The sequence below is a fragment of the Mucilaginibacter polytrichastri genome (assembly GCF_001911425.1).
GTDB lineage: Bacteria > Bacteroidota > Bacteroidia > Sphingobacteriales > Sphingobacteriaceae > Mucilaginibacter > Mucilaginibacter polytrichastri.
Genome location: NZ_MPPL01000001.1, coordinates 4,321,540 through 4,342,286, shown reverse-complemented (window position 1 = coordinate 4,342,286; position 20,747 = coordinate 4,321,540). Strand labels below are relative to the sequence as shown.

Here is a 20,747-nt window from a genome sequence, read left to right as displayed (position 1 = left end):
TATATACCCAATTACGGCTGGCTAGGCTTAGACCCTACCAATAACTGCGTGGCTAACGAAACCCACGTACGCCTGGCCGTGGGCCGTAACTTTTTAGATTGCTCACCGGTGAAGGGTGTGTACAAAGGCTCATCGGGCCACCACCTGGAAGTTGCTGTATCTGTAGGCTACCAGGACCATGAACCAGAACCAGCTATAGATCAGTTTGTGGACAGGGTAACCAAACCCGGGCCGTTTGCAGGGCTGGAAAACGATACCTCTAAAAATAGTTATCAGCGCTATATGGAAATGATCCAGCAGCAGCAACAACAGCAGCAATAATGCTTTAGGCGTTACCTAAAAATATACCAAGTACAAACACAATGCCGCCGCCCACTATTACCTGTAAAATGGTTGATAGCAGCGGCGTTTTCATAAACTTATACCTGATAAAGGCAATGGCCAATAATTCAAATACCACTACTGCATAAGCCAGGTGCAGGGCGTGTTGTAAGTTGCCGATCAAAAATGGCAAGGTATGCAGCATGCCACCAAGTGCCGTGCTAAAGCCGGTAATACTTCCCCGCAATATAGGGTTGCCCCGCCCGGTAACGGTGCCATCGTCAGATAGTGCTTCGGCCAGGCCCATACTTATCCCGGCCCCTAATGATGCAGCTAAACCTACATAAAAAGCTTTAATAGGTGTACCGGTTAACCCGGCTGTGGCAAATATGGGTGCCAGTGTAGATACCGAACCATCCATTAAACCTAACAGCGCAGGCTGTACTTTCTGTATTACAAATTGATTTTCTTTTGTGCGGGCCATTAGGTGTTGCAGTGTTTATTTGTTTAAGACGATTAAACTTATTGAATTTTAATCCATCTATTACTATATAAAACGATAATTAGGAAAGCGAAAATATTTGGAGGTTTATTAATCGCAGCTTTGGCTGTTACTTCAGTTGCAGAAGCTCAAATATAGCGCGGAAAGATATTACTATTGATTGATAAGTGTGGTTGAATGATGGAGGCGGGGCTGTAAAAGGCTTCGCCTTTTTTGTTGTTATACCTATATATTATTATACTTTTGCAAACTTGTTAATCAAGGGAGGTTTACAGCCTTCAAAGTTTAGCAATGTTTATAATAATAGGAGAAGTGTCTGAGTGGTCGAAAGAGCACGCCTGGAAAGTGTGTATACGTCACAAGCGTATCGAGGGTTCGAATCCCTCCTTCTCCGCAAGAAAATGAAAGAATACGCTGAATTTTAAAGATTTAGCGGATTTTCTTTTTTCACATACAAGATTCCATGCAAAGGGTTCAATGATTTCGACTACATGGCCTCTACGGTGCCAGCTAATCGCTTTTCCTGTAAGGCCCAGATCTTTCCAAAACCACAAACTGGTAATGCCCATCATTGCAGGTACGATGATGAAATCAGAAAGATTAACATACCAAGTCCCGTGCTGTTTTTGTAGTGGTATTGCTGATTCCAACTACAAAAGGTCAGCAAGTTGTCCCCAAAAAGCCTTTAAACTCTGTGCATTTCTTTTATCATTCATTTTATGGTAAAGTTTTAGGAATGATGAATATGATTAATTTTTAGTGGTAGTCAAAATATTGTTTAAGGCTGTTTCTGCATCAGGAAACATGAATGTAAACCCGCTATCAGTTAATTTTTTAGGCAGCACCCAGCGGCTTTTTAAAATCAGTTCTGTTTCTGTGCCGATAATAACAGCGCCTATCTGCAACAGCCAGGCAGGGGCAGGTAGCCCCAATATTACATGGGCAGCTTTACGTATATCGGCCATAAAAGCTTTGTTTTTAATAGGTTGAGGTGATGTGCAATTGAATACGCCATTCAACTCGGGATGTTGTAATAGCCATTCGGTACAACGGGCTGCATCGTGTTCATGCACCCATGATACATATTGCATGCCACTGCCTTGCATTCCGCCTAATCCAAATTTTACCAGGTTAAGTAATCGTGGAAAAGCGCCATCGGCAGCACCCATTACAATGCTCATGCGCAAGGCAACTTTGCGGGTTCGCGGTGTTGGGGCTTTAAAAAACGTGTCTTCCCATTGGCGACAAACATCGATAGAAAAACCGGTTCCAATTTCGCCGGTTTCTTCGTCTTGCGGGCGGTCTTCTGCGTGGCGGTAAATGGTTGCAGATGTTACATTGATCCAAAGTTGGGGAGGGTTTTTGAGTTTTGCTATCGCATTTCCCAATAAGGTAGTTGGTAATACTCTTGAATCAATAATCGCCTCGCGATTAGCGGGCGTATACCTGCAATTTACATTCTTGCCGCATAGGTTTATGAGCAAATCGGCACCATCAATTTCGTTAATCCAGTCGCCTTCTGTCTGTCCATCCCAAACAAGGGTTTTAATGTTACCATCATCAGCTTTAGGAGTACGGCTTAAAATGATGATCTGCTGGGCCTTTTCGCGATAGTAATTGGCCAGTACGGTACCGATGTAGCCGTTACCACCAGCCAGTATAATTTTATTGTAAAGCATATTATTTGGCTAAGAAAATGAATAATAAAACCAATAAACGATAGCAGGCCCAGCTAACAGTAAGTACCCAGCCAAGGTTTAATAATTGGGTTCTGCGGATATGTTCCAAAAACATCAGGCCTGCAACACTCATAAAATAGCATACATAGAAAATGGAAGGGAGGTTGAAGAAAGCGGCTATCAATAAACCTGGCAATAGTAGTAAGGCACCGGCAAAAGAGATAGTCATCATATTACCGAGGTAGGCCCACTTTTTGTTATGGGCAATTAAGCTAACTATTACACCTTGAAAAAAGATCTGCCCACCGCAAACTAAATATTCGCGATAAGCAGTTCCAATAGGCAGCAGGCCGTACATCAAGTGTACATAAGCGGTTAAAATATAGGCGGTAACAGCCCAGGTAAATAATAAATATGCTATGCGATAGTGCAGTTTAAAAGTTGGCTGATATAAATATTGCTCGTTATTGGCTGGGATAATTACACGCCTGTTGTAAGAGATAAATGCATATACTTTGCTCATTAGCCATACAAAAGGTGCAAACTCAAACAAGGGTTTAAGGAAGGGGACGGTTACAGAAAATATTTTAAATAAACTTTTAATACCATAAGTAACTTCGCCGGTTTCCTGATTTATAAGGGCGATCTCGTTAGCTGCACGTTGCCTGTCAACCATTGGGCAAGTCTCAATTGCGGTTTCCTGATAGGCGGCGCGGCCATTTTTTTCTAATAAGCCAGTGCTTACAAATGCCTTAGTATACAGGTTGCACATAGGGCACTCAGCATCAAACAGTATCAGGTGTTTCTTTAAGGTATTCATAATATTTAAGTTTCAGTAATAAATGAAAGTTTTAGTGCAAAAAAAATCTTACTTAAATATTTTAAAAATTGATCCCCAAAACCAGCTCTCTTCAGCCTTAAGCATGGTTTCTAAAGTTTTATCCACGTTTTTAGCCAGCTTGTTTATATCAGTTACCGATTTATTGAAGGTTTGGTAGGCTGGATCTTTCTTATCACCTTCTACTTTGGTTAGCTCGTCTAATATTTTTAATACCGGGTCAAGCTCTCTTTTGCGGCGCTCTTTGGCAACCTGGCGTGCAATGTTCCAGGTATTTTTATCAGCATAAAAATATTCTTTACGCTCGCCTGCTTTGTGTTGCTTTTCAACCAGTCCCCAGCTCATCAAATCACGAAGCGTCATATTGGCGTTTCCTCTTGAGATGCTTAGGGCTTCCATAATTTCTTCGGTAGTTAAGGTCTCCGGTGTTACCAGTAGTAGCGCATGTACCTGTGCCATGGTGCGGTTAATGCCCCACTCAGATCCCAACTTGCCCCATGCCTCAATAAACTTCTGCTTTGCTTCTGGTAATTCCATAAACAAAGGTACGTTTTGTATTGAACTTTCAAAATATATTGAAAGTTTAATTTTTTAAAATATTTGTAATGAAAATAATTTCGGTAAAGGCCAACATACTAAATTTATTGCTGGTGAGTTAGAACCGGATATGGTAACGGTTTCTCTAAAAGACAGCTAGAATATTTTCGTCAATTTTATCGCAATTGGGCTGGACACATTATAAGGTTTTATTGCGTATTGATAGTCAGGACAAAGAACAAGAAGAGGCTGTCTCATAAAGCGAGGCAGCCTCTTGTTGGTCTGATTCAATAAGTTGAATAGTAACTTTTATTTAAGACTGGATAAAAGCTAATATATCGGCATTGATGGTTGCTGCTTCTGTAGTAGGCATCCCATGGGGGAAACCGGGGTAAGAAATCAGTTTTCCATTTTTTAATAATTTTGCAGCTTTGGGGCCCGAAATTGCATATGGCACAACCTGGTCATCTTCGCCGTGTAATACCAATACCGGGATCTCTACACTTTTTAAATCTTCTGTAAAGTCAAATTCAGAGAATGCCTTAATACCATCATAATGTGCTTTAATGCCGCCCATCATTCCCTGGCGCCACCAGTTGTCCCTGATGCCTTGCGAAATTTTGGCTCCTTCGCGGTTATATCCGTAAAATGGAATAGTAAAGTCCTGGAAAAACTGCGGTCTGTTTGTTGCGGTATTTAAACGTATTTCATCTAAAACAGCAATAGGCACACCATCTGGGTTGGTATCGCTTTTTAACATTATAGGGGTAACTGCGCTAATAAGTACTGCCTTGGCAACACGGTTTTTACCATATTTTGCAATATAGCGAATAACCTCGCCGCCACCTGTTGAGTGGCCAATATGGATGGCATCTTTCAAATCAAGAAATTCGGCAAGTTCGGCAACATCAGCTGCGTAGGTATCCATATCGTGGCCGATAGAGCCCTGGCTTGATCGGCCGTGGCCTCTGCGGTCATGTGCAATTACACGGTATCCTTTTTCGAGGAAAAACATCATCTGCGCATCCCAATCATCGCCTGATAAAGGCCAGCCATGGTGAAATACTAAAGGTTGGCCAGTTCCCCAATCTTTGTAATAAATTTCGGTTCCGTCTTTTACTGTGATTTTCATGTTGTTGTATATGTATGTGTTAATAATGTATTTCCTGATTTAAGCCTGGCAATAATCTGCTTATTGATCTGAAGCACATTTTGTTTACTTGTAACCGCAACTATAATAGCTATCTGTGTGCCATATTTTTAATATATTGCAAATCAGTTATTTGCGTTTTTCTTCCATTTTTTTTGGTTACGATATATCGTTAATTTACGTTAATTAACGCTTTATAGCTAATCAATACTTGGACAACAAAGTTATGTCATTGATATTAACGGAGTTTACCTTCCTCTGTATCTATGCGGCATTTAATATTTTTAGTTTCAAATGGTCACCACTAATCGTTGCCCATCGGGTACTTCCATATTCCAGAGACTGGCTATGTTTGCCAGTTTAACCTCAGTGGTTTTTACCTTTAGCTTTCCATCGGCTGCCAACTGAAACATCTCCGGTAGTATTTCAGTAAAAAGCTGCCGTACATGGCTCTTCGGCCAGCTACCTAAGCCAGAGCCCGTTAACTGGAGGTCTACGCTTCTTAAATTTGCGGCAGATAGCTGGATCAGATCTCCGGCCATGCTGCCTACAGAAACAAACCTGGTTTTGTGGGTAAATGAGCCCTTGCCCATTAAGCTGGCTAATATCATTTCGGCCGTGTGGCCCCACAGGTAATCAATAATAATATCTATCGGCGTGCTGTTGTGTGTTTCTTTTAATTGCGAAATAAACTGTTCATCTTCCTGTTTTAAAGAAATAATTTCATCGGCACCCAGTTCCAGTAAATCTTTTAGCGATTGCTCGTTTCTTCCGGTCGCAATTACTTTCTTCGCACCGTAGTGTTTGGCTATCTGCACAGCTACGCGCCCGGTAAAACCTGTTGCGCCATTAATTAACACAACATCGCCGGGCTGTATATCTGCTTTAAACCGTAAGCCCATTGCCGCACCTATTACGGCATTGGCCAGGGCCGCCGCATCTGTATCACTTACGCCGGCTGGTAGTTTTACAATCCTGTCTTTTTCAATGGTTGCTTTTTCGGCCATCATGCCACTTACCCCCATCCCGTATACCCTGGTGCCATCTTTTAGCAGGCAAACGCCATCGCCGCCAATTACGCGGCCATCTTCTTTTGGGCCACCGCTCGAATAATGTTTACCTGTAGCGGTGCCTTTGTCAAAATGTTTAAGGGCAACTGCTTTAACGGTTACTAATACTTCATCTGTGCTTTGAGCGGTTGGCTCGGGAAAGTCTATATACTGGGGCAGTTCGCCCTTCTGATACATTACTGCTGCTTTCATTTTCGTCGTGTTTTTGTTAAGCAAAATTACTTAGTGCCTAATCGGCAGACGATAACATATGTTACCAAGTTTAAAAATGAGACTGGCCTTTGGCTATTTTACTTTTAATACGGCTAAGGTGTACCGTAGTAACGCCCAGGTAAGAAGCAATATAATGCTGAGGTACCCGCTGTATAATATGCGGCCTTTCATTTAAAAGGTTTTGATAACGTTGTTCGGGCGTATCCCTGATAAAAGATACAAACTCGTGCATGTAATGTAGTTGCCGTTCGGCAAAAACGGCTAAAATTATATTTAGAAAGCCCGGCTCGCCGCTCAGTTCGGCCATTAATTTATTAACGTATACTTTGGGTAGCAAATAAATGATGGAAGGCTCAATGGTTTCGATGGTAAACAGGCTTGGCGTGTTTTTTAAAAAACTTTGCAAGGAGGTAAGGCCTTCTTTCTCAAAGAAAAACTGGATGGTTTTATCAACCCCGTTATTGTTAAGAGCCGCACGGATGCAGCCTTTTTCTACAAAAATGTACTGGCCGGATATCTTTCCTTCTTCCAATAAAACGGTCTTGGCGGGTACTTCAATCCGTTTCTGAAACTCCAGGTACTTATCCCAGTAAGGCGCCAGTTGAGGAAATTTATCTTTGAAATGGAAAAGCATACATTAGCAATATGATTTGCTAATGTAGTTACAAATTGTATTGGTTGTACTTTGTACAAGCATGTGTAACTGTATTAAATAGTTGAAACGAAACTTCAATCAGTAAAGCCTGTTGATCTATATATAATAACAAAATAAACAATGGAAATTAAACGCAACGGTTCGCAGCCATCGGGTAAAGGCCCGGCAGAATATTTTACAGGCACGGTACGCATCGACCCGCTGATTAACCCGCCCGAGCCGTCGCGCGTTGCGATGGCATTAGTAACCTTCGAGCCGGGGGCACGTACGGCATGGCATACGCATCCGTTTGGGCAAACTTTAATTGTTACCGCAGGTGCCGGCTGGGTACAACGCGAAGGGGAGGCGAGGCAAGAGATTTATCAGGGCGATGTGGTGTACTTTTTCCCTAATGAAAAGCACTGGCACGGCGCAACTGCCACCACGGCAATGAGCCATATAGCCATACAGGAAAAACTTAATGGTTCGCCTGTAGATTGGATGGAACAGGTAACAGACGAGCAGTACGGTAAATAAATGGCTAAGTTTTCCGTTTGCGGATCATGCTTAAAAAAACAGGGGTAATGCCCAGGTAAGAGGCAATCTGTTTCTGCGCAATTCTTAATTCTAACTGCGGGTACTGCTTTTGAAAAAGCGCATAACGTTCTTCGGCTGATTTTGAAAGGTTGGAGGTTACGCGTAGCTGATATAGGTAGAAACCGTTTTGTGTCAAAATTCTAAAAAAACGTTCAAGTTTAGGGATTTCTATATACAGCTGCTCCAGTGTAGGATAACTAAAATAAAGCACCTCGGTATCTTCTAACGCAGCAATGGAATAGAAGGCAGGTGTTTGGCCCGAGAAACTGGCTATATCTACCGCCCACCAATTTTCGGGGCAAAACAAAATGTTATGTTCCAGCCCTTCCTGGTCGCTGTTGAAGATGCGCAGGCAGCCTTTTTTTACAAAATAAATGTTCTTAGCTATTGCACCCGCATCCAGCAATACGGTGTTCTTTTTCACGGTTTTATATTGGAGCCGGGATACTACAAGTTCGGTTTCTGCAGCATCGAGCACAATGTGCATGGAAAAATTTTTAAGGATGAGCCGGTACATTTTAGTTTTTAGTAAAGATAAAATGTACAGGCTCATATATACTGCACACAATAGAAATTAATACAGCGTGCGGCTTACACCCTATAAGGGCTTGTTAGAAAAAGCTAACAATACGGGTAATTTGATGTGCCTCATTAAACTCAAAATAGTCGAAACCTTGCTTGGTTTCTTCGGGCAAAATAACTTTCCAGGTATAGCGGCCAACATTATTATGGTGCTCTGGTTGGGTAAGTACATGGAAAGTGCGCGTAGGTACGTGCTCTAACGAGATCTGCGCAAGCCCGGCAATGCCGTCTACGCCTTTTACAAGTGCATAATCAGGGTCGGTGTAAATCGCATCGGCTGCCCAAACAGGTGCAAACGCAGCTTTAAATTCTTCCGGCCCATTATTGTTCCAGGCGGCTACATATTGTTTAATCATTTCTTCAACTGATAGTATCATGTTTTTCAATTTTTAGTGTATTACAAAAAACGGGCACCCCGGCCACAATAAAATTAAAGTAGTTTAATAAATGAAATATCCGGAAACGTGTATAGAGCAGTGTTTTTAATCATTTAAAATGTTGTTAACCCTCAATCGTCTCTCTTATTAAACTGGGTTCATTTTTATAAAGCCCCGATTTATAATAACACAACATGAATAATCTTACCAATAAAAAGATAGCCATAATAGGCGGCGGCCCTGGTGGCTTAACACTTGCCAGGCTTTTACAACTAAGCGGTGCCGATGTAAAGGTTTACGAAAGAGATGTTGACAAGGATGCCCGCATGAAGGGAGCCACGCTCGATTTGCATCACGAGTCGGGCTTAAAAGCATTACACGCTGCCGGGTTAATGGAGGCTTTTTGGGCCAACTACCGCCCCGGGGCAGATTATATGCGCATTACAGATCAGCACGCAACCATTGTAATGGAAGATAACGCGGACGGCGAAGGTGAATATGCCCGGCCGGAAATTGACCGCGGGCCGCTTCAAAATATTTTGCTGGAATCGTTGCAACCCGGTACCGTGGTATGGGGCAGCCAGTTTGTTGCGCTTACCCCGCAGGGTAGCTCCTGGAAGGTAGACTTTAAAAACGGTACTGCTATTGTAGCCGATCTGGTGATTGCGGCAGATGGGGCCAACTCCAAAATTCGCCCATATATTACGCCCATTAAGCCATTTTATGCCGGCGTTACCGCGATAGAAGGTGCTGTTTATAATGCTGCAACAGCAAGCCCCAAAATACACGAACTGCTAAACGGTGGAAAGATCTTTGCCTTTGGCGATGAAAAATCTTTAATTGTAAGTGCAAAAGGGGATGGTAGCCTGGTGTTTTACCCCGGTTTTAAAGCTGATGAAAACTGGGTGAAAAAAAGCGGGATAGATTTTGCAGATAAAGCACAGTTAACCGAATGGTTTAAAGAAACCTACATCGGCTGGAATAGTATATGGCTGGAATTATTTGAAAACGCAAGTGCAGCCTTTATACCCCGGGCACAATACTGCATGCCCCTCAACCAAACCTGGGAAGCTTTACCCAACCTCACCATGCTGGGCGATGCTGCCCACCTGATGCCGCCCTATGCCGGCGAAGGTGTAAATATGGCCATGCTGGATGCCTTGGAACTAAGCGAGTGCCTAACCAGCGAAGATTTTCCTGATACACTAGCGGCCATTACAACTTATGAAAAACAAATGCGTGCCAGGGCTTCAGAAACGGCAGACATGACCATGCAATCAACCGCGGCACTGCACTCGCCGGATGCTATTTCTTTTATGCTCAATATATTCAGTTGAATAATTAATAACTATGATTAATTTGTGATGAACATATTAATCATCATCGTCTTTTTTCTTTTTTTCTAATATTACAAAGGCACTGCGCTTAGGTGCGGGCATTACAGCTTCTTCGCCTTTAACAGATTTCCAAATCACTTCGTTAAGGTCAAGATCGGGCGCAGCATCTTCTTTTAAAAAGTTAAAAGATTCAGACCGTTTACTGCTTTTATTCACCGCAACATTGCGTTGGTCCAGATTAACCTTTACTGGTTTGCATTGGTAGGGGGTTAAATCTGCTTTATTGGTAAAACACTCGTATAGCGGTAATGCAGCTGCATCATACTGGCTCATGGGTGGTAAACCTAATATTAATTCAATAGTACGTAACACGCCCGACGTTGAGTACATGCTATGTACAACTGCATTGCGTTTTACATAAGGCCCTGCTACAAATACCGGCGACCGGTGCGCATCAACATGGTCCGGGCCATTTTGGGCATCATCTTCCAAAATAAAGACAACCGATTCCTTCCATATCGGGCTATTTGAAAGGTGTGCCAGGAAACGGCCAATAGCCAGGTCGTTATCTCCAACAGCAGCAATAGGTGTATATTTCCCTATTTTTTGTCCGCTGGTATGGTCATTACAAATGCGGATGGTGCTAAATTGCGGCACTTCATTAATGGTTAACAGCGAGTCGAAATCATGTTGCCAGGCATCTACTCTAACCTGGTCTTTAATGTCGAGATCAAACCCCGGCGATTGCGGGCTCATATGCCCCTGTAAAGATTTAAGTCCGGTTCTGTTATACTCGCCAAATTCGCCATAACTACGGTAGCTCACCCCAGCTCTTTTGCAATAGTCCCATATAAAGCCGTCTCGTGGATAAGTTGCAGGGCGGCCGCCTTCGTAATTACCAGTACCGCCGCGTTTGCCGTAACCTGTTGGCCAGGTTTTTTCTACTACATCTGTTGCATAAGCTGCCATGCTCCAGTTATGGCCATCGGCGCTTACTTCGGCATCAACATAAAAATTATCCATCAGCACAAACTCGTTGGCAAGGGCATGGTGATTGGGGGTAATTTCTTTGCCAAAAAGGCATAATGACTTATCGCCGTTTCCTGCAGATACATCGCCCAATACCTGGTCGTATGTACGGTTTTCCTTTATAATATAAAAAACATGCTTAATGGGCGATTTCTCCCCTTGTTTACGTGGAATTGGGTTTCCCGTTTCGCCATCGGCAATGAGTGTACGCTTAGTGGTAAAGGGCGTATTAGCGTATACCTGTTTGGTGTAAACTTTTAGCTGGTCGAAATTAGGGATCTCAATAAATGACAATGTACCTTTAAATAACCCGGCTATGTATTGCAGCTGATCATTCGCGGTACTGCCGGTCTGATACCCGCTGTTATCTGCTTTAGATATTGGCTGTGGCCCTTTTGGGTTGGGTAATGATGTTTCGCCTTTGCCATTGCTTACCAATAGTTTGCTCCCAAGTACCTTCACACAAGTAGGGTACCACCCTACAGGTATAAAACCCTGGCTCTTGCTGTTACCGGTTTGGCTAACATCAAATACAGCCAGGCAATTATTGTCGGCATTGGCAATATAAAGGGTTTTATTATTGGCAGACAACGCCAGTCCGTTGGTGGTTGAACCAGTTAAGGTAGTAGGGTATAGAGATGTTGAAATTGTTTCTATTACTTTGTTGGTTGTAGTGTTAATAATAGAAACAGAATTGTCGTTAGCATTGGCTACATAAAGTAGTGTGCCTTTATTATTCAGTAGCAATTCATTAGGATGGCAGCCTGTTTTTATCGTATTTGTAATGCTTGCCGATTCGGTACTCAATGCAACAACTTCGTCGCCTCCCCATAAAGAAACGTACAGCGTTTTTTCATCTTTAGATAATACACAGCTATAAGCAATGGTAGACAATTGTATTTTATTGATAATACTCTTCTTTTTAAGATCGATGATATAAACGCTGCTATCTTCTTTGGTAACGGTATATAGGCGGCTATTATCTTTTGTAACCACAATACCTGCCGGGCTCACTTTACCCTTGGGCCATGGCGCGCCCAGGCTAATGGTATCGGGCAGCCCTAACTTGTTGTTTTTTATACCGAAATTGAGGATCGTATTATCGTTACCGGTGGATACATAAAGGTTTTTTTCGTCATTACTAAACGCCAGCCCGTACCACGATTTATCCAGCACATGCTCATCCAGCAACTTCTGGTGTTGCGGATCTATCAATTGGATAGATTGTGTGCTTTGCCCGTTATTAGTAATAGCCAGTAATTTGCCGGAGGGACTCAGCTGCATGTTCAATGGTAAATCGCCAAGGGGTATCGATTGCCCTGCCGGACTAAGCTTCCACCCATTAGGTAATAATATTTGCCCTTTTTGCTTGTCCTTGCCCGGTATTTGTGCCAAAGCTGTACTCGCTAAAAAGGTCAAAGCAAAAACAGTAACCAAGCCGGATTTTTTGAAGAAATTACGCATAACCTAATGTACAAATTAATGGCAGCACGGCTGCCAAGCTGGTAAAGATCGCTTGTTGTGGTTACGTAATTGTTAAGGTTATGTTATAACTTGGTTGCTGTTTGGAGCCAAAAAAAGGGCACAAAAAAAGCGGCTTATGCCGCTAAATAATGAAACAGGTATAGGAAGTTATTTATAACACTACGGCCAGTATCATGGCAATATGTATGAGTGTGCTGGCTGCTAAACAGGTTAATGTGGTACGGATACCTTCGCCGCCCATGTTGGCAATAAGCGTTGTGAAAAAGCATACCATGGTAATGGCCAATACAATAATTGGGGCATCATAATAATACATTAATACAGCAGGGATGGGCAAAAATAATACCCCCTGGCCTACCAGTGTAATAAAGAACCAAAGGGTGTGGTTGGGTTTCTGGCTGTCTGCAAATGCCATGAATCTGGCCCATGGGTTAAAGCTGAATGTTTCTTCTTTATGATTTCCGGCGGCCCAGCTTGCGGGACTGATTGTTTTTAAAGTTGCCATGTTGTTGTTGTTTTGATAGAACAAATATGGCCTTAAACACTAACCCACACCATGACGGGTGTCAGGCTAAAATATGATCGTAATCACTTTTTATCAAACAGGTAGGTATGGTATTAGCGGGGGTATATAAATGCAAAACCCAATAGCCGTTAGGCTATTGGGTTTGCTGATTAAGTTTATGAAAGATATTTTTTCTATTGGTTACAATACCCCGTTGATGCCGTTCACAACACCATTGGTACCCACCATGTCATACAATACCACTTCGGCAGACTGGCCTGTGGCATTAGTAAGTTGCAGGGTTTTGTTAGGGCTAACAGATAGGGTTAACGTTTGCCCGTCTATAGTGGTTAAAGCGGCTTTACCTTTACCTGCGGTAAGGGCTTTAATAATTTCGGCCTTGGTGTAATGGCCGGCAACTACGTGTCCTTTTAATAGGGGGCCTAGTTTTGCAGGGTCTTTCAACAGGCTGTCCAATTTACCCGCGGGCAATTTGCTAAATGCTACATTGTTTGGCGCAAATATGGTAAATGGCCCAGTTGCTTTTAAAGCGGTTTCTAAACCGGCCGATTTAACGGCTGCATTTGCAGAAGAATAATCCGGGTTACCGGCTAATATAGTTGCAACATCTGCTGTTGGCGCTGTTGCCGTGGTGCTTGTAGTTGTTGTGGTAGTTTTTTTAGTAGTGTCTTGCGTTTGTGCAAAAACTTGGTTTGCAGTAAAACACGTGAACAAAGATGCGGCTACTATTACAAGTGACTTTTTCATAATTTTTAAGTATTTAAAATGAATGGATCTGGATTAATAATAAGTAGTTTTTTCGCTATATGCTGTACATTAAATAAATACTTTTTCTGCTATTTATTAATTATAACTTAAATAAAGGCATTTTTGTTTCCCTTAAATTTAAAATGGCCGTTACTACGCTGATATTCAAACTTTAAAAAAGCATAGAATTTTTTTCTCACAACCGATTAATCAGATAAAATCAGTTGTATTATACTACGGCAGGTATTTAATTTTATTTCCTTTCACTAGTGTGACATATATGTTAGCCCAAGGCTGTTAAATTTGAATTATGCGTATGGGCATGTATAGGCCTGCGTAATTTTCATCTTTTAACTACACAACTATGGAATACAGACAATTAGGTGCATCCGGGTTAAATGTGCCTGTACTGAGCTTTGGTACAGCCACTTTTGGCGGCGGCAATGAATTTTTTAAAGCCTGGGGCGATACCCAGCTCGACGATGCTAAGAAACTGATACACCTTTGCCTTGATGCAGGCGTAAACCTGTTTGACACTGCCGATGTATACTCTAATGGCCTGGCCGAAGAAATTCTGGGCAAGGCGCTGGAAGGGATCCGCAACAGGGTGCTCATCTCTACCAAAGCTACTTTTACAATGGGCGAAGGTGCCAATGATTATGGATCATCGCGCTTTCACCTTATCGAATCGGTAAACAATAGCCTGAAGCGTTTACAAACAGACCATGTTGACATCTACCACCTGCACGGTTTCGACGGTAATACCCCGGTTGAAGAAACCCTACGCGCGCTGGACGACCTGGTTACCAGCGGCAAGGTGCGTTACATTGCCTGCTCTAATTTTTCGGGCTGGCACTTAATGAAATCGCTTTCGGTATCAGAGCGTTATGGCTGGTCGCGCTATATTGCACACCAGGCGTATTATTCGCTGCTCGATCGTGAGTTTGAGTGGGAACTGATGCCTTTAGGTATTGACCAAAAAGTAGGTACCATTGTTTGGAGCCCATTGGCAAGCGGGCAGTTGGGGGGCAAGTTCCGCAGGGGGCAGCCTATCCCGCAGGATAACCGCCGCAGCCAGGGTGGCAGCCACGGCCCGGCTACAGATTTTGAGCACTTATATAATATTGTTGATGCTTTGGATGAAGTAGCAGAAGAAACCGGCAAATCTGTAGCGCAGGTATCATTAAACTGGCTATTACAGCGCCCAACCGTTGCCAACCTGGTTATAGGTGCCCGTAACGAAGAGCAGTTGAAGCAAAATTTGGCCGCAGTAGGATGGAACCTTACCACTGAGCAAGTTAAAAAACTAGACGATGCCAGCTTTAAAGATCCTATTTATCCATACTGGCACCAACGCCAAAATACTAAATTGAATCCGCCGCCTAAATTCTATTAGTATAGTAAATAGTGTTATGGATTTAGTTTCCTCCAAAGGAGGCTATGGAGGGGTTTCTACGATTTAACATCGACAAAAACCCCTCTTTTGCGTTAACTTTCTTTAACACTAAATAACATTTTTTTACAACTGATACCGGTAGTTTAGATGATGTAACCTCACACCATCATCATGCGTATCAAGTTGTTTTTCTTATCCTCTTTCTTCCTCGTTTTTGGCTGTAATGATGATTGCAAAATCAATAATATCCCGGCTCATACAGCCTGTAGCTTCACCGCCACAGATATGGTATGGTGGATAGGTACCCGGTAGTATAAATCTGCCCTAAATTAAACTAGCTGATAGTGTACCAGGTAAAAGGCTTCATTATTACTGCTGTCGGTTATTTCATCAACAAACAAGGTATCTGCCTCGGTATACTCATCGGGCAATAAATACAAAGGTACAGATATGGTGCCGTTATCATTTAAAATATGGCTTTGCGGTACGGTTACTTTAATAATTTGCTGAGGCGTAGCTTTCACTTCTTCTACACCCATACTGTAAGGGTATTCGCCCAGGGCCAACCTGCCTTTACCACGTACAAATTTACCGAAGTAACCATTGTTAAGCACGCCTTCTGATGCACGGCCATTCTCGATATAAAATTGAAACGCACCGGTATCAATAACCAGTACCAGCATGCCGTTAATGGTCATCTCAGAAATTACCTTGCCGCCAAACTCATACTCGGCAAAGGTGGAGTTGGTTAGGTAGCTGTCGCCCATTTCGCGCACTTGCAGGCGGGCTGCAACTACCATCCAAAATTTAACATTTACTGCTTTACCTACTTTAACAGGCAGATGGTCATTTACACTATATCCCGGCAGATGTGCCCAAATGGTTGACATATTAATTCAGTTTTATAAGCTGCAAATTAAGCGTAAAGTTAGCAATGGTAAAGAACAGGATGGGTTTGTTTACAATTTGCTGTCTGTTTATAATGTTGATGCTTATCTTTAAACCCATGCTTCCCGATTTGTTGGCCCCTAACCTAAAACTGGTTTTCTGCGGTACCGCCGCCAGCGAACAGTCGGCACTAAAGCAGGCTTACTATGCCGGCCCGGGGAATAAATTTTATAAAGCCTTATACGCCGCCGGTTTAACACCACATCTGCTTACCCCGCCCGAATACCCAACGTTATTGAACTATGGCATCGGCTTAACCGACCTGGTAAAAGGGCGCTCTGGCATGGACAATACCCTGAGACGCGAACACTATGATGCTACATCTGTAAGGCAAAAGATCGAATATTATCAACCCTGCATCCTCTGCTTTAATGGCAAACAAGCTGCGCGGATGTTTATGGGTTTAAGTTCCACTACAGTTATTACTTATGGCTTACAGGATTTTGTAATTGGCAATACAAAAGTATTTATTGCACCTTCCACATCCGGTGCGGCCAATGGCGCATGGGATATGGAATGGTGGCTTGGGTTGGGGAGAATAGTGGAGTGACGTCATGTTGAAACAAGTTACAGCATGACGAGCAGAATTATTTTTTCTCCCCACCCAAAAACTCATCTGTAAAATGTTCCTTATGTTTTGGCTTGGCAAACTTGCCTGCGTTATAAACTTCAGAATTTCCCCGTGGGATAGATAGCGATGCCCATTGCTCGTTCAAAGCCATTTTGCCTATAAAAACAATCTGGCCAATGTGATAGGGGTAGTGTGCCAGTTGCCTGTTAATGGCTTCTGTTACGGTATGGCCCATGTTGCGGATGTAAATAGTGGTATCGATATTATCACCATTAACACTATCTATCGCCGTGAATAAACATTGCCAGCCTTCGTTCCATTTCTGCATTAATTCGGCTCGGTCTGTTATGTCGTTATCAAACTCTGCTTCACGTTTGCGTGATGCCTTTTCGCCGTCGGTGGTTAAAAAGTCAGTCCACCGCGATAGCATGTTGCCCCAAAGGTGTTTAACAATGGTTGCAATACTATTGCTCTCTGTATTGTATTGCCAAAAAAGCTGCTCATCTGTAAGCTGCGCAAATGTTTTTTCGCCCAGCATTTTATAATATTCAAATTGCTTTCTGGCGCTTTGTAAATAGTCTGGTTGCATAGTGTTGGTGTTTAATTTTTTAATCGGTATAAACACACCTCTTGTTAAAGTTAGTGCCAGAAGCTACTGCACAATAATTCCCCTCTCGAGAGGGGAAAGCATAGGCACTGCAATTTGCAGTTGCGCTCATTGGGGTGTGTTACGTCGGTGAGTGAATTTACTCTACCCCCTTAACCTTCATCTTCAGTGTATAAATCGCTTTCGACGCCGTCACAAACAACACATCCTTGTTTTTACCGGCGAAGCAAATGTTAGCCGTCCACGGTTCTGGAATATCGATGTGGGCAATTTGAATACCTGCCGAATTATAAACGGTTACGCCTTTGCCGCACAGGTAAATGTTGTTCTGCTCATCAATCGTCATGCCGTCCGATCCCTGGTTTACAAATACCTGCTGGTCGGTTAGCTTACCGTCGGCCTGGCGGGTAAAGCGGTAGGTTTTATTTCCTTCAATATCGGCTGCGTATAAATATTTACCATCGGGCGTGCCGGTAATACCGTTGGGCTTTTTCAGCTTATCGTTTACCACAATAGCTTCCTGCGCGTCTTTGGGTAGGTAGTAAACCTTCATCCCATCCAGGTCAGGTTGCTTGCGGGTCCAGTAATCGCGCTGGTAGTAGGGGTCGGTAAAGTAAATACCGCCCGTGCTGCGGTCAACCCAAACATCGTTGGGGCCATTAAACAATTTCCCGCCGTATGATTTGGCCAGTACAGTTACCTTTTTATTTGGCGCAATAGACCATAGCTGATCGTTTTCATCTGCACACGAGATTAAATTCCCTTTCTTATCAAAATACATCCCATTGCTGCGGCCTGCACTATCCATAAACAGGGTAAGCTTGCCATCGGTATTGTATTCCCAGATCTTATTATTAGGCTGATCTGTGAAAAATACATTCCCTTTTTTATCAGTAGCCGGGCCTTCGGTAAAGCTGAACTGATTGGAAATCAGCTGCGCTTTGGTTGTGGTATCATATAGCGTATTGGCGCTGGCAGGCTGCGCTGTACAATGTGTTGCCGCTTGTGCAATAATAAATAATGCTAATGCACTTATAGGGATCAGGTTTTTGAAATTCATAATTGGTAATGTCGTGGTATACAAATGTAAGATTCGTTTTTTATTAAGAAGGGCTTGTAAACGAATGAATGTTGATCTGCAGTAATTGAGCGGGACTAAAACTTATAGCCTGTAAAGTTCTGCCATATATGGTACTTGATTATAATATAGCACGCAACTCAATTAACTACATAAAACAAACCATTTCCAGCAACAAACATGTCAGTTTTCCTCTTCCTGTATATTGAGAAAATAATTTTAGCTATGTTTGCCACACGGCCATAAAGGCCAAATGCACAAATAAAAAGCTTGTTTAAGATCGATGCTGAGCATTAACGAGATCAAAAAACCCATCGCTGCGGATATTGATGTTTTTGAGGAAAAATTCAGATCCTCTATGCATAGCTCGGTACCCCTGTTAGACCGTATTACCCATTACATCGTAAAACGCAAAGGCAAGCAAATAAGGCCCATGTTTGTGTTTTTTTCGGCCAGTACCTGTGGTGGTATAAATGAGGCGACCCATCGTGGGGCATCATTGGTAGAACTGCTGCACACTGCTAGCCTGGTACATGACGACGTGGTTGATAACTCTTACCAGCGCCGCGGCTTTTTCTCTATCAATGCTTTATGGAAAAATAAGATAGCTGTTTTGGTGGGCGATTACCTGCTTTCTAAGGGCCTGCTGCTTTCTTTAGAGAACGATGATTTCCTGATACTTAAAATTGTTTCTGAGGCGGTAAGGCAAATGAGTGAGGGCGAATTGCTGCAGATGGAAAAGGTACGCCGCATGGATATCAGCGAAGATATTTACTATGAGGTGATCCGTAATAAAACGGCTTCTTTAATAGCGGCATGCTGCGCCGCAGGCGCGGCTTCGGCCAATGCAGATGCCGAGACGGTAGAGAAAATGCGCTTGTTTGGCGAAAAAACCGGCATTGCTTTCCAGATCAAGGATGATATGTTTGATTTTGGTACCGATGACGTAGGCAAACCGCTGGGTATCGACATTAAAGAAAAAAAGATGACCTTACCGCTCATCTATGCTTTAAATACAACAACTACTAAAGAGAAAAAACGCATTATTAATTTGGTGAAGAACCATAATAACGATGTGGACAAGATAGCCGAGATCATTAAGTTTGTAAAAGACACCGGCGGGCTGCAATATGCCGAAAGCCAGATGAAGAAATACCAGGACGAGGCTTTTACCATACTGAACACCCTGCCCGATGGCGATGCCCGGCGCGGACTGGAACAATTAGTACGCTTCACGACTGAAAGAAATAAGTAGATGTACAGCGAAATAGAATTTATTGCAGGATTTTTGGTTTTTATTGCCTTAATGCTGGCGATAGATCTGGGGCTGTTTAGTAAATCTGACAAGCCGGTAAGTATTAAACAGGCCGGTATTATGAGCGCTGTTTGGGTTACATTTGCGCTTATATTCTATGCCATTATTTACAATTACGGGCACCTGTTGCATAACATTCATGATTTTGCCAGGCTTCAACAGGTAAACGTTAGCCACCTCCATCGCCTTAAATTAAACCCAGCCGATTTTGAAGACAGCCTGGCCCTTTACCGTAAAAACCTTTCGCTCGAATTTATTACCGGTTATATTGTAGAGTACGCGCTCTCTGTAGATAACATCTTTGTGATGATCCTTATTTTTACCGCTTTTTCGGTAGACCAGAAGCATTACCATAAGGTGTTAATCTGGGGCATTATCGGTGCGGTGATTATGCGATTCCTGTTTATTTTTATAGGGTCATCATTAATTACCCACTTTCATTGGGTGCTGTATATTTTCGGAGCCTTTTTGGTTTACACAGGCATTATGATGTTTGTAAACCGCAACAAGGAAGATGAGGTTGATACGCAAAACCACCCGATGGTAAAATTCGCGTCTAAATATTTTGCAGTTTATCCGCAATTTTCGGGCAGTAAGTTTTTTATCAAGGTTGATAAAAAGAAGATGATCACACCGCTGTTTCTGGTGCTGATGATTATCGAGGTAACAGATTTGGTGTTCGCGGTTGATTCTATCCCGGCTATATTTTCGGTTACTAAAGATCCTTATATCGTATTTTTCTCCAATATTTTTGCCATACTGGGCCTGCGGTCTATGTTCTTTTTGCTGGTCAATATTATCGACAAATTCCATTATTTAAAAACCGGCCTGGCCATCCTGCTGGCATTTATTGGCCTTAAAATGCTGGCTGGTGAGTATGCCGAAATGGTGGGTGTAACCACATCAACATCATTGTTTGTTATTTTGGGGATACTGGTAATTAGCGTTGTAGCATCACTTGTATTTCCGAAGCAACCAAGTCCCCTAAAAGGGGAGTGAGACAGAATCAGGAAAGAAAACTGCAACTGCTAATCCATAACCCCATGGGCGCGGTACGGCGTAGCGCAGATAGCGGGGCTGCAGACACCCATGTGTTACTGCATGCTCATTTTCAAAAAGTATTTAATACCAATAGCAAACATCACAACTATTGCATGCCGCAGATCATTTGCGTTTACGCATATAAATAAATCTTTATAACTTGCGGT

General features: G+C 42.7%; 24 protein-coding genes, 1 tRNA gene and 1 pseudogene. 10 read left to right on the top strand and 16 right to left on the bottom strand.

The window, feature by feature from the left end:
- Nucleotides 1-321, top strand: a pseudogene (locus RG47T_RS26825) (transglutaminase family protein); the annotation flags it as partial.
- 4 nt (nucleotides 322-325) lie between these two features.
- Here RG47T_RS26825 and RG47T_RS18610 read toward each other — a convergent pair.
- Nucleotides 326-805 carry a VIT1/CCC1 transporter family protein gene (locus RG47T_RS18610; RefSeq protein WP_074490960.1) on the bottom strand — a complete coding sequence of 160 codons (480 nt, stop codon included), beginning with the start codon at nucleotides 803-805 and terminating at the stop codon, nucleotides 326-328.
- 324 nt (nucleotides 806-1,129) lie between these two features.
- Between RG47T_RS18610 and RG47T_RS18605 the strand changes: the two genes are divergently transcribed.
- Nucleotides 1,130-1,217: transfer RNA gene (locus RG47T_RS18605), tRNA-Ser, on the top strand.
- Here the strand turns inward: RG47T_RS18605 and RG47T_RS26165 are convergent.
- The 7 genes from RG47T_RS26165 to RG47T_RS18570 all read right to left on the bottom strand — a co-directional run bounded on the left by RG47T_RS26165 (nucleotide 1,180) and on the right by RG47T_RS18570 (nucleotide 6,944).
- A complete protein-coding gene (locus tag RG47T_RS26165) occupies nucleotides 1,180-1,473 on the bottom strand; it encodes a hypothetical protein (protein ID WP_074490959.1) in 294 nt (97 codons plus the stop codon). The genes RG47T_RS18605 and RG47T_RS26165 overlap by 38 nt on opposite strands.
- 99 nt (nucleotides 1,474-1,572) lie before the next feature.
- Entirely contained in the window at nucleotides 1,573-2,502 is a 930-nt protein-coding gene (locus tag RG47T_RS18595) for a TIGR01777 family oxidoreductase (protein ID WP_074490958.1), read from the bottom strand.
- Between the two features lies 1 nt (nucleotide 2,503).
- Nucleotides 2,504-3,322: a thiol-disulfide oxidoreductase DCC family protein gene (locus tag RG47T_RS18590; protein WP_074490957.1), complete on the bottom strand. Its 819-nt coding sequence runs from the start codon at nucleotides 3,320-3,322 to the stop codon at nucleotides 2,504-2,506.
- A gap of 48 nt (nucleotides 3,323-3,370) precedes the next feature.
- The gene (locus RG47T_RS18585; protein WP_074490956.1) at nucleotides 3,371-3,877 is read right to left on the bottom strand and encodes a GbsR/MarR family transcriptional regulator; all 507 of its coding nucleotides are present in this window, start codon (nucleotides 3,875-3,877) and stop codon (nucleotides 3,371-3,373) included.
- 313 nt (nucleotides 3,878-4,190) lie between these two features.
- Nucleotides 4,191-5,009 (bottom strand): alpha/beta fold hydrolase, encoded by an 819-nt coding sequence (locus tag RG47T_RS18580; RefSeq protein WP_074490955.1) that lies wholly within the window; start codon nucleotides 5,007-5,009, stop codon nucleotides 4,191-4,193.
- Nucleotides 5,010-5,317: 308 nt separating this feature from the next.
- Nucleotides 5,318-6,289: a quinone oxidoreductase family protein gene (locus RG47T_RS18575; protein WP_074490954.1), complete on the bottom strand. Its 972-nt coding sequence runs from the start codon at nucleotides 6,287-6,289 to the stop codon at nucleotides 5,318-5,320.
- A 70-nt stretch (nucleotides 6,290-6,359) separates the two neighbouring features.
- Nucleotides 6,360-6,944 carry a Crp/Fnr family transcriptional regulator gene (locus RG47T_RS18570; protein ID WP_074490953.1) on the bottom strand — a complete coding sequence of 195 codons (585 nt, stop codon included), beginning with the start codon at nucleotides 6,942-6,944 and terminating at the stop codon, nucleotides 6,360-6,362.
- A 141-nt stretch (nucleotides 6,945-7,085) separates the two neighbouring features.
- Here RG47T_RS18570 and RG47T_RS18565 point away from each other — a divergent pair, with 141 nt between their 5' ends.
- Nucleotides 7,086-7,481, top strand: coding sequence for a (R)-mandelonitrile lyase (locus RG47T_RS18565; protein ID WP_074490952.1), 396 nt, complete (start codon nucleotides 7,086-7,088; stop codon nucleotides 7,479-7,481).
- 4 nt (nucleotides 7,482-7,485) lie between these two features.
- On the opposite strand, the gene RG47T_RS18560 is transcribed toward RG47T_RS18565, so the two are convergent.
- Together RG47T_RS18560 and RG47T_RS18555 are read right to left on the bottom strand one after the other, a co-directional pair.
- Nucleotides 7,486-8,058: a Crp/Fnr family transcriptional regulator gene (locus RG47T_RS18560; protein ID WP_074493579.1), complete on the bottom strand. Its 573-nt coding sequence runs from the start codon at nucleotides 8,056-8,058 to the stop codon at nucleotides 7,486-7,488.
- Nucleotides 8,059-8,152: 94 nt separating this feature from the next.
- A complete protein-coding gene (locus RG47T_RS18555) occupies nucleotides 8,153-8,500 on the bottom strand; it encodes a Cif family virulence factor (RefSeq protein ID WP_074490951.1) in 348 nt (115 codons plus the stop codon).
- A 194-nt stretch (nucleotides 8,501-8,694) separates the two neighbouring features.
- Here RG47T_RS18555 and RG47T_RS18550 point away from each other — a divergent pair, with 194 nt between their 5' ends.
- Complete coding sequence (locus RG47T_RS18550) at nucleotides 8,695-9,837, top strand: FAD-dependent oxidoreductase (RefSeq protein ID WP_074490950.1); 1,143 nt, start codon at nucleotides 8,695-8,697, stop codon at nucleotides 9,835-9,837.
- A gap of 36 nt (nucleotides 9,838-9,873) precedes the next feature.
- Here the strand turns inward: RG47T_RS18550 and RG47T_RS18545 are convergent, their stop codons facing one another.
- From RG47T_RS18545 to RG47T_RS18535, 3 genes are all read right to left on the bottom strand, one after another.
- Entirely contained in the window at nucleotides 9,874-12,330 is a 2,457-nt protein-coding gene (locus RG47T_RS18545; RefSeq protein WP_074490949.1) for a bifunctional YncE family protein/alkaline phosphatase family protein, read from the bottom strand.
- A gap of 172 nt (nucleotides 12,331-12,502) precedes the next feature.
- Nucleotides 12,503-12,856 carry a hypothetical protein gene (locus tag RG47T_RS18540; RefSeq protein ID WP_074490948.1) on the bottom strand — a complete coding sequence of 118 codons (354 nt, stop codon included), beginning with the start codon at nucleotides 12,854-12,856 and terminating at the stop codon, nucleotides 12,503-12,505.
- 201 nt (nucleotides 12,857-13,057) lie between these two features.
- Complete coding sequence (locus RG47T_RS18535; protein ID WP_074490947.1) at nucleotides 13,058-13,624, bottom strand: fasciclin domain-containing protein; 567 nt, start codon at nucleotides 13,622-13,624, stop codon at nucleotides 13,058-13,060.
- Between the two features lie 364 nt (nucleotides 13,625-13,988).
- Between RG47T_RS18535 and RG47T_RS18530 the strand changes: the two genes are divergently transcribed.
- Both RG47T_RS18530 and RG47T_RS26460 read left to right on the top strand, forming a co-directional pair.
- Complete coding sequence (locus tag RG47T_RS18530; RefSeq protein ID WP_074490946.1) at nucleotides 13,989-15,020, top strand: aldo/keto reductase; 1,032 nt, start codon at nucleotides 13,989-13,991, stop codon at nucleotides 15,018-15,020.
- Nucleotides 15,021-15,191: 171 nt separating this feature from the next.
- Entirely contained in the window at nucleotides 15,192-15,332 is a 141-nt protein-coding gene (locus tag RG47T_RS26460) for a hypothetical protein (RefSeq protein WP_216351074.1), read from the top strand.
- Nucleotides 15,333-15,349: 17 nt separating this feature from the next.
- On the opposite strand, the gene RG47T_RS18525 is transcribed toward RG47T_RS26460, so the two are convergent.
- Entirely contained in the window at nucleotides 15,350-15,910 is a 561-nt protein-coding gene (locus RG47T_RS18525) for a hypothetical protein (RefSeq protein ID WP_074490945.1), read from the bottom strand.
- 116 nt (nucleotides 15,911-16,026) lie between these two features.
- On the opposite strand from RG47T_RS18525, the gene RG47T_RS18520 reads away from it, so the two are divergent.
- On the top strand, nucleotides 16,027-16,518 hold the full coding sequence (locus tag RG47T_RS18520) for a mismatch-specific DNA-glycosylase (RefSeq protein WP_216351073.1): 492 nt from the start codon (nucleotides 16,027-16,029) through the stop codon (nucleotides 16,516-16,518).
- Between the two features lie 37 nt (nucleotides 16,519-16,555).
- Here RG47T_RS18520 and RG47T_RS18515 read toward each other — a convergent pair whose 3' ends face one another.
- Nucleotides 16,556-17,128, bottom strand: a complete 573-nt coding sequence (locus RG47T_RS18515; protein ID WP_074490943.1) for a DUF1572 domain-containing protein — start codon at nucleotides 17,126-17,128, stop codon at nucleotides 16,556-16,558.
- A gap of 157 nt (nucleotides 17,129-17,285) precedes the next feature.
- Nucleotides 17,286-18,206, bottom strand: coding sequence for an SMP-30/gluconolactonase/LRE family protein (locus RG47T_RS18510; protein ID WP_074490942.1), 921 nt, complete (start codon nucleotides 18,204-18,206; stop codon nucleotides 17,286-17,288).
- A 301-nt stretch (nucleotides 18,207-18,507) separates the two neighbouring features.
- Between RG47T_RS18510 and RG47T_RS18505 the strand changes: the two genes are divergently transcribed.
- From RG47T_RS18505 to RG47T_RS25815, 3 genes are read left to right on the top strand one after another with little or no spacing between them, the layout of a single operon-like run.
- A complete protein-coding gene (locus tag RG47T_RS18505; protein ID WP_074490941.1) occupies nucleotides 18,508-19,479 on the top strand; it encodes a polyprenyl synthetase family protein in 972 nt (323 codons plus the stop codon).
- The gene (locus tag RG47T_RS18500; RefSeq protein ID WP_074490940.1) at nucleotides 19,480-20,538 is read left to right on the top strand and encodes a TerC/Alx family metal homeostasis membrane protein; all 1,059 of its coding nucleotides are present in this window, start codon (nucleotides 19,480-19,482) and stop codon (nucleotides 20,536-20,538) included.
- Nucleotides 20,535-20,729: a hypothetical protein gene (locus RG47T_RS25815; RefSeq protein ID WP_139235740.1), complete on the top strand. Its 195-nt coding sequence runs from the start codon at nucleotides 20,535-20,537 to the stop codon at nucleotides 20,727-20,729. The genes RG47T_RS18500 and RG47T_RS25815 overlap by 4 nt, the downstream gene beginning before the upstream one ends.
- Nucleotides 20,730-20,747: the final 18 nt, after the last annotated feature.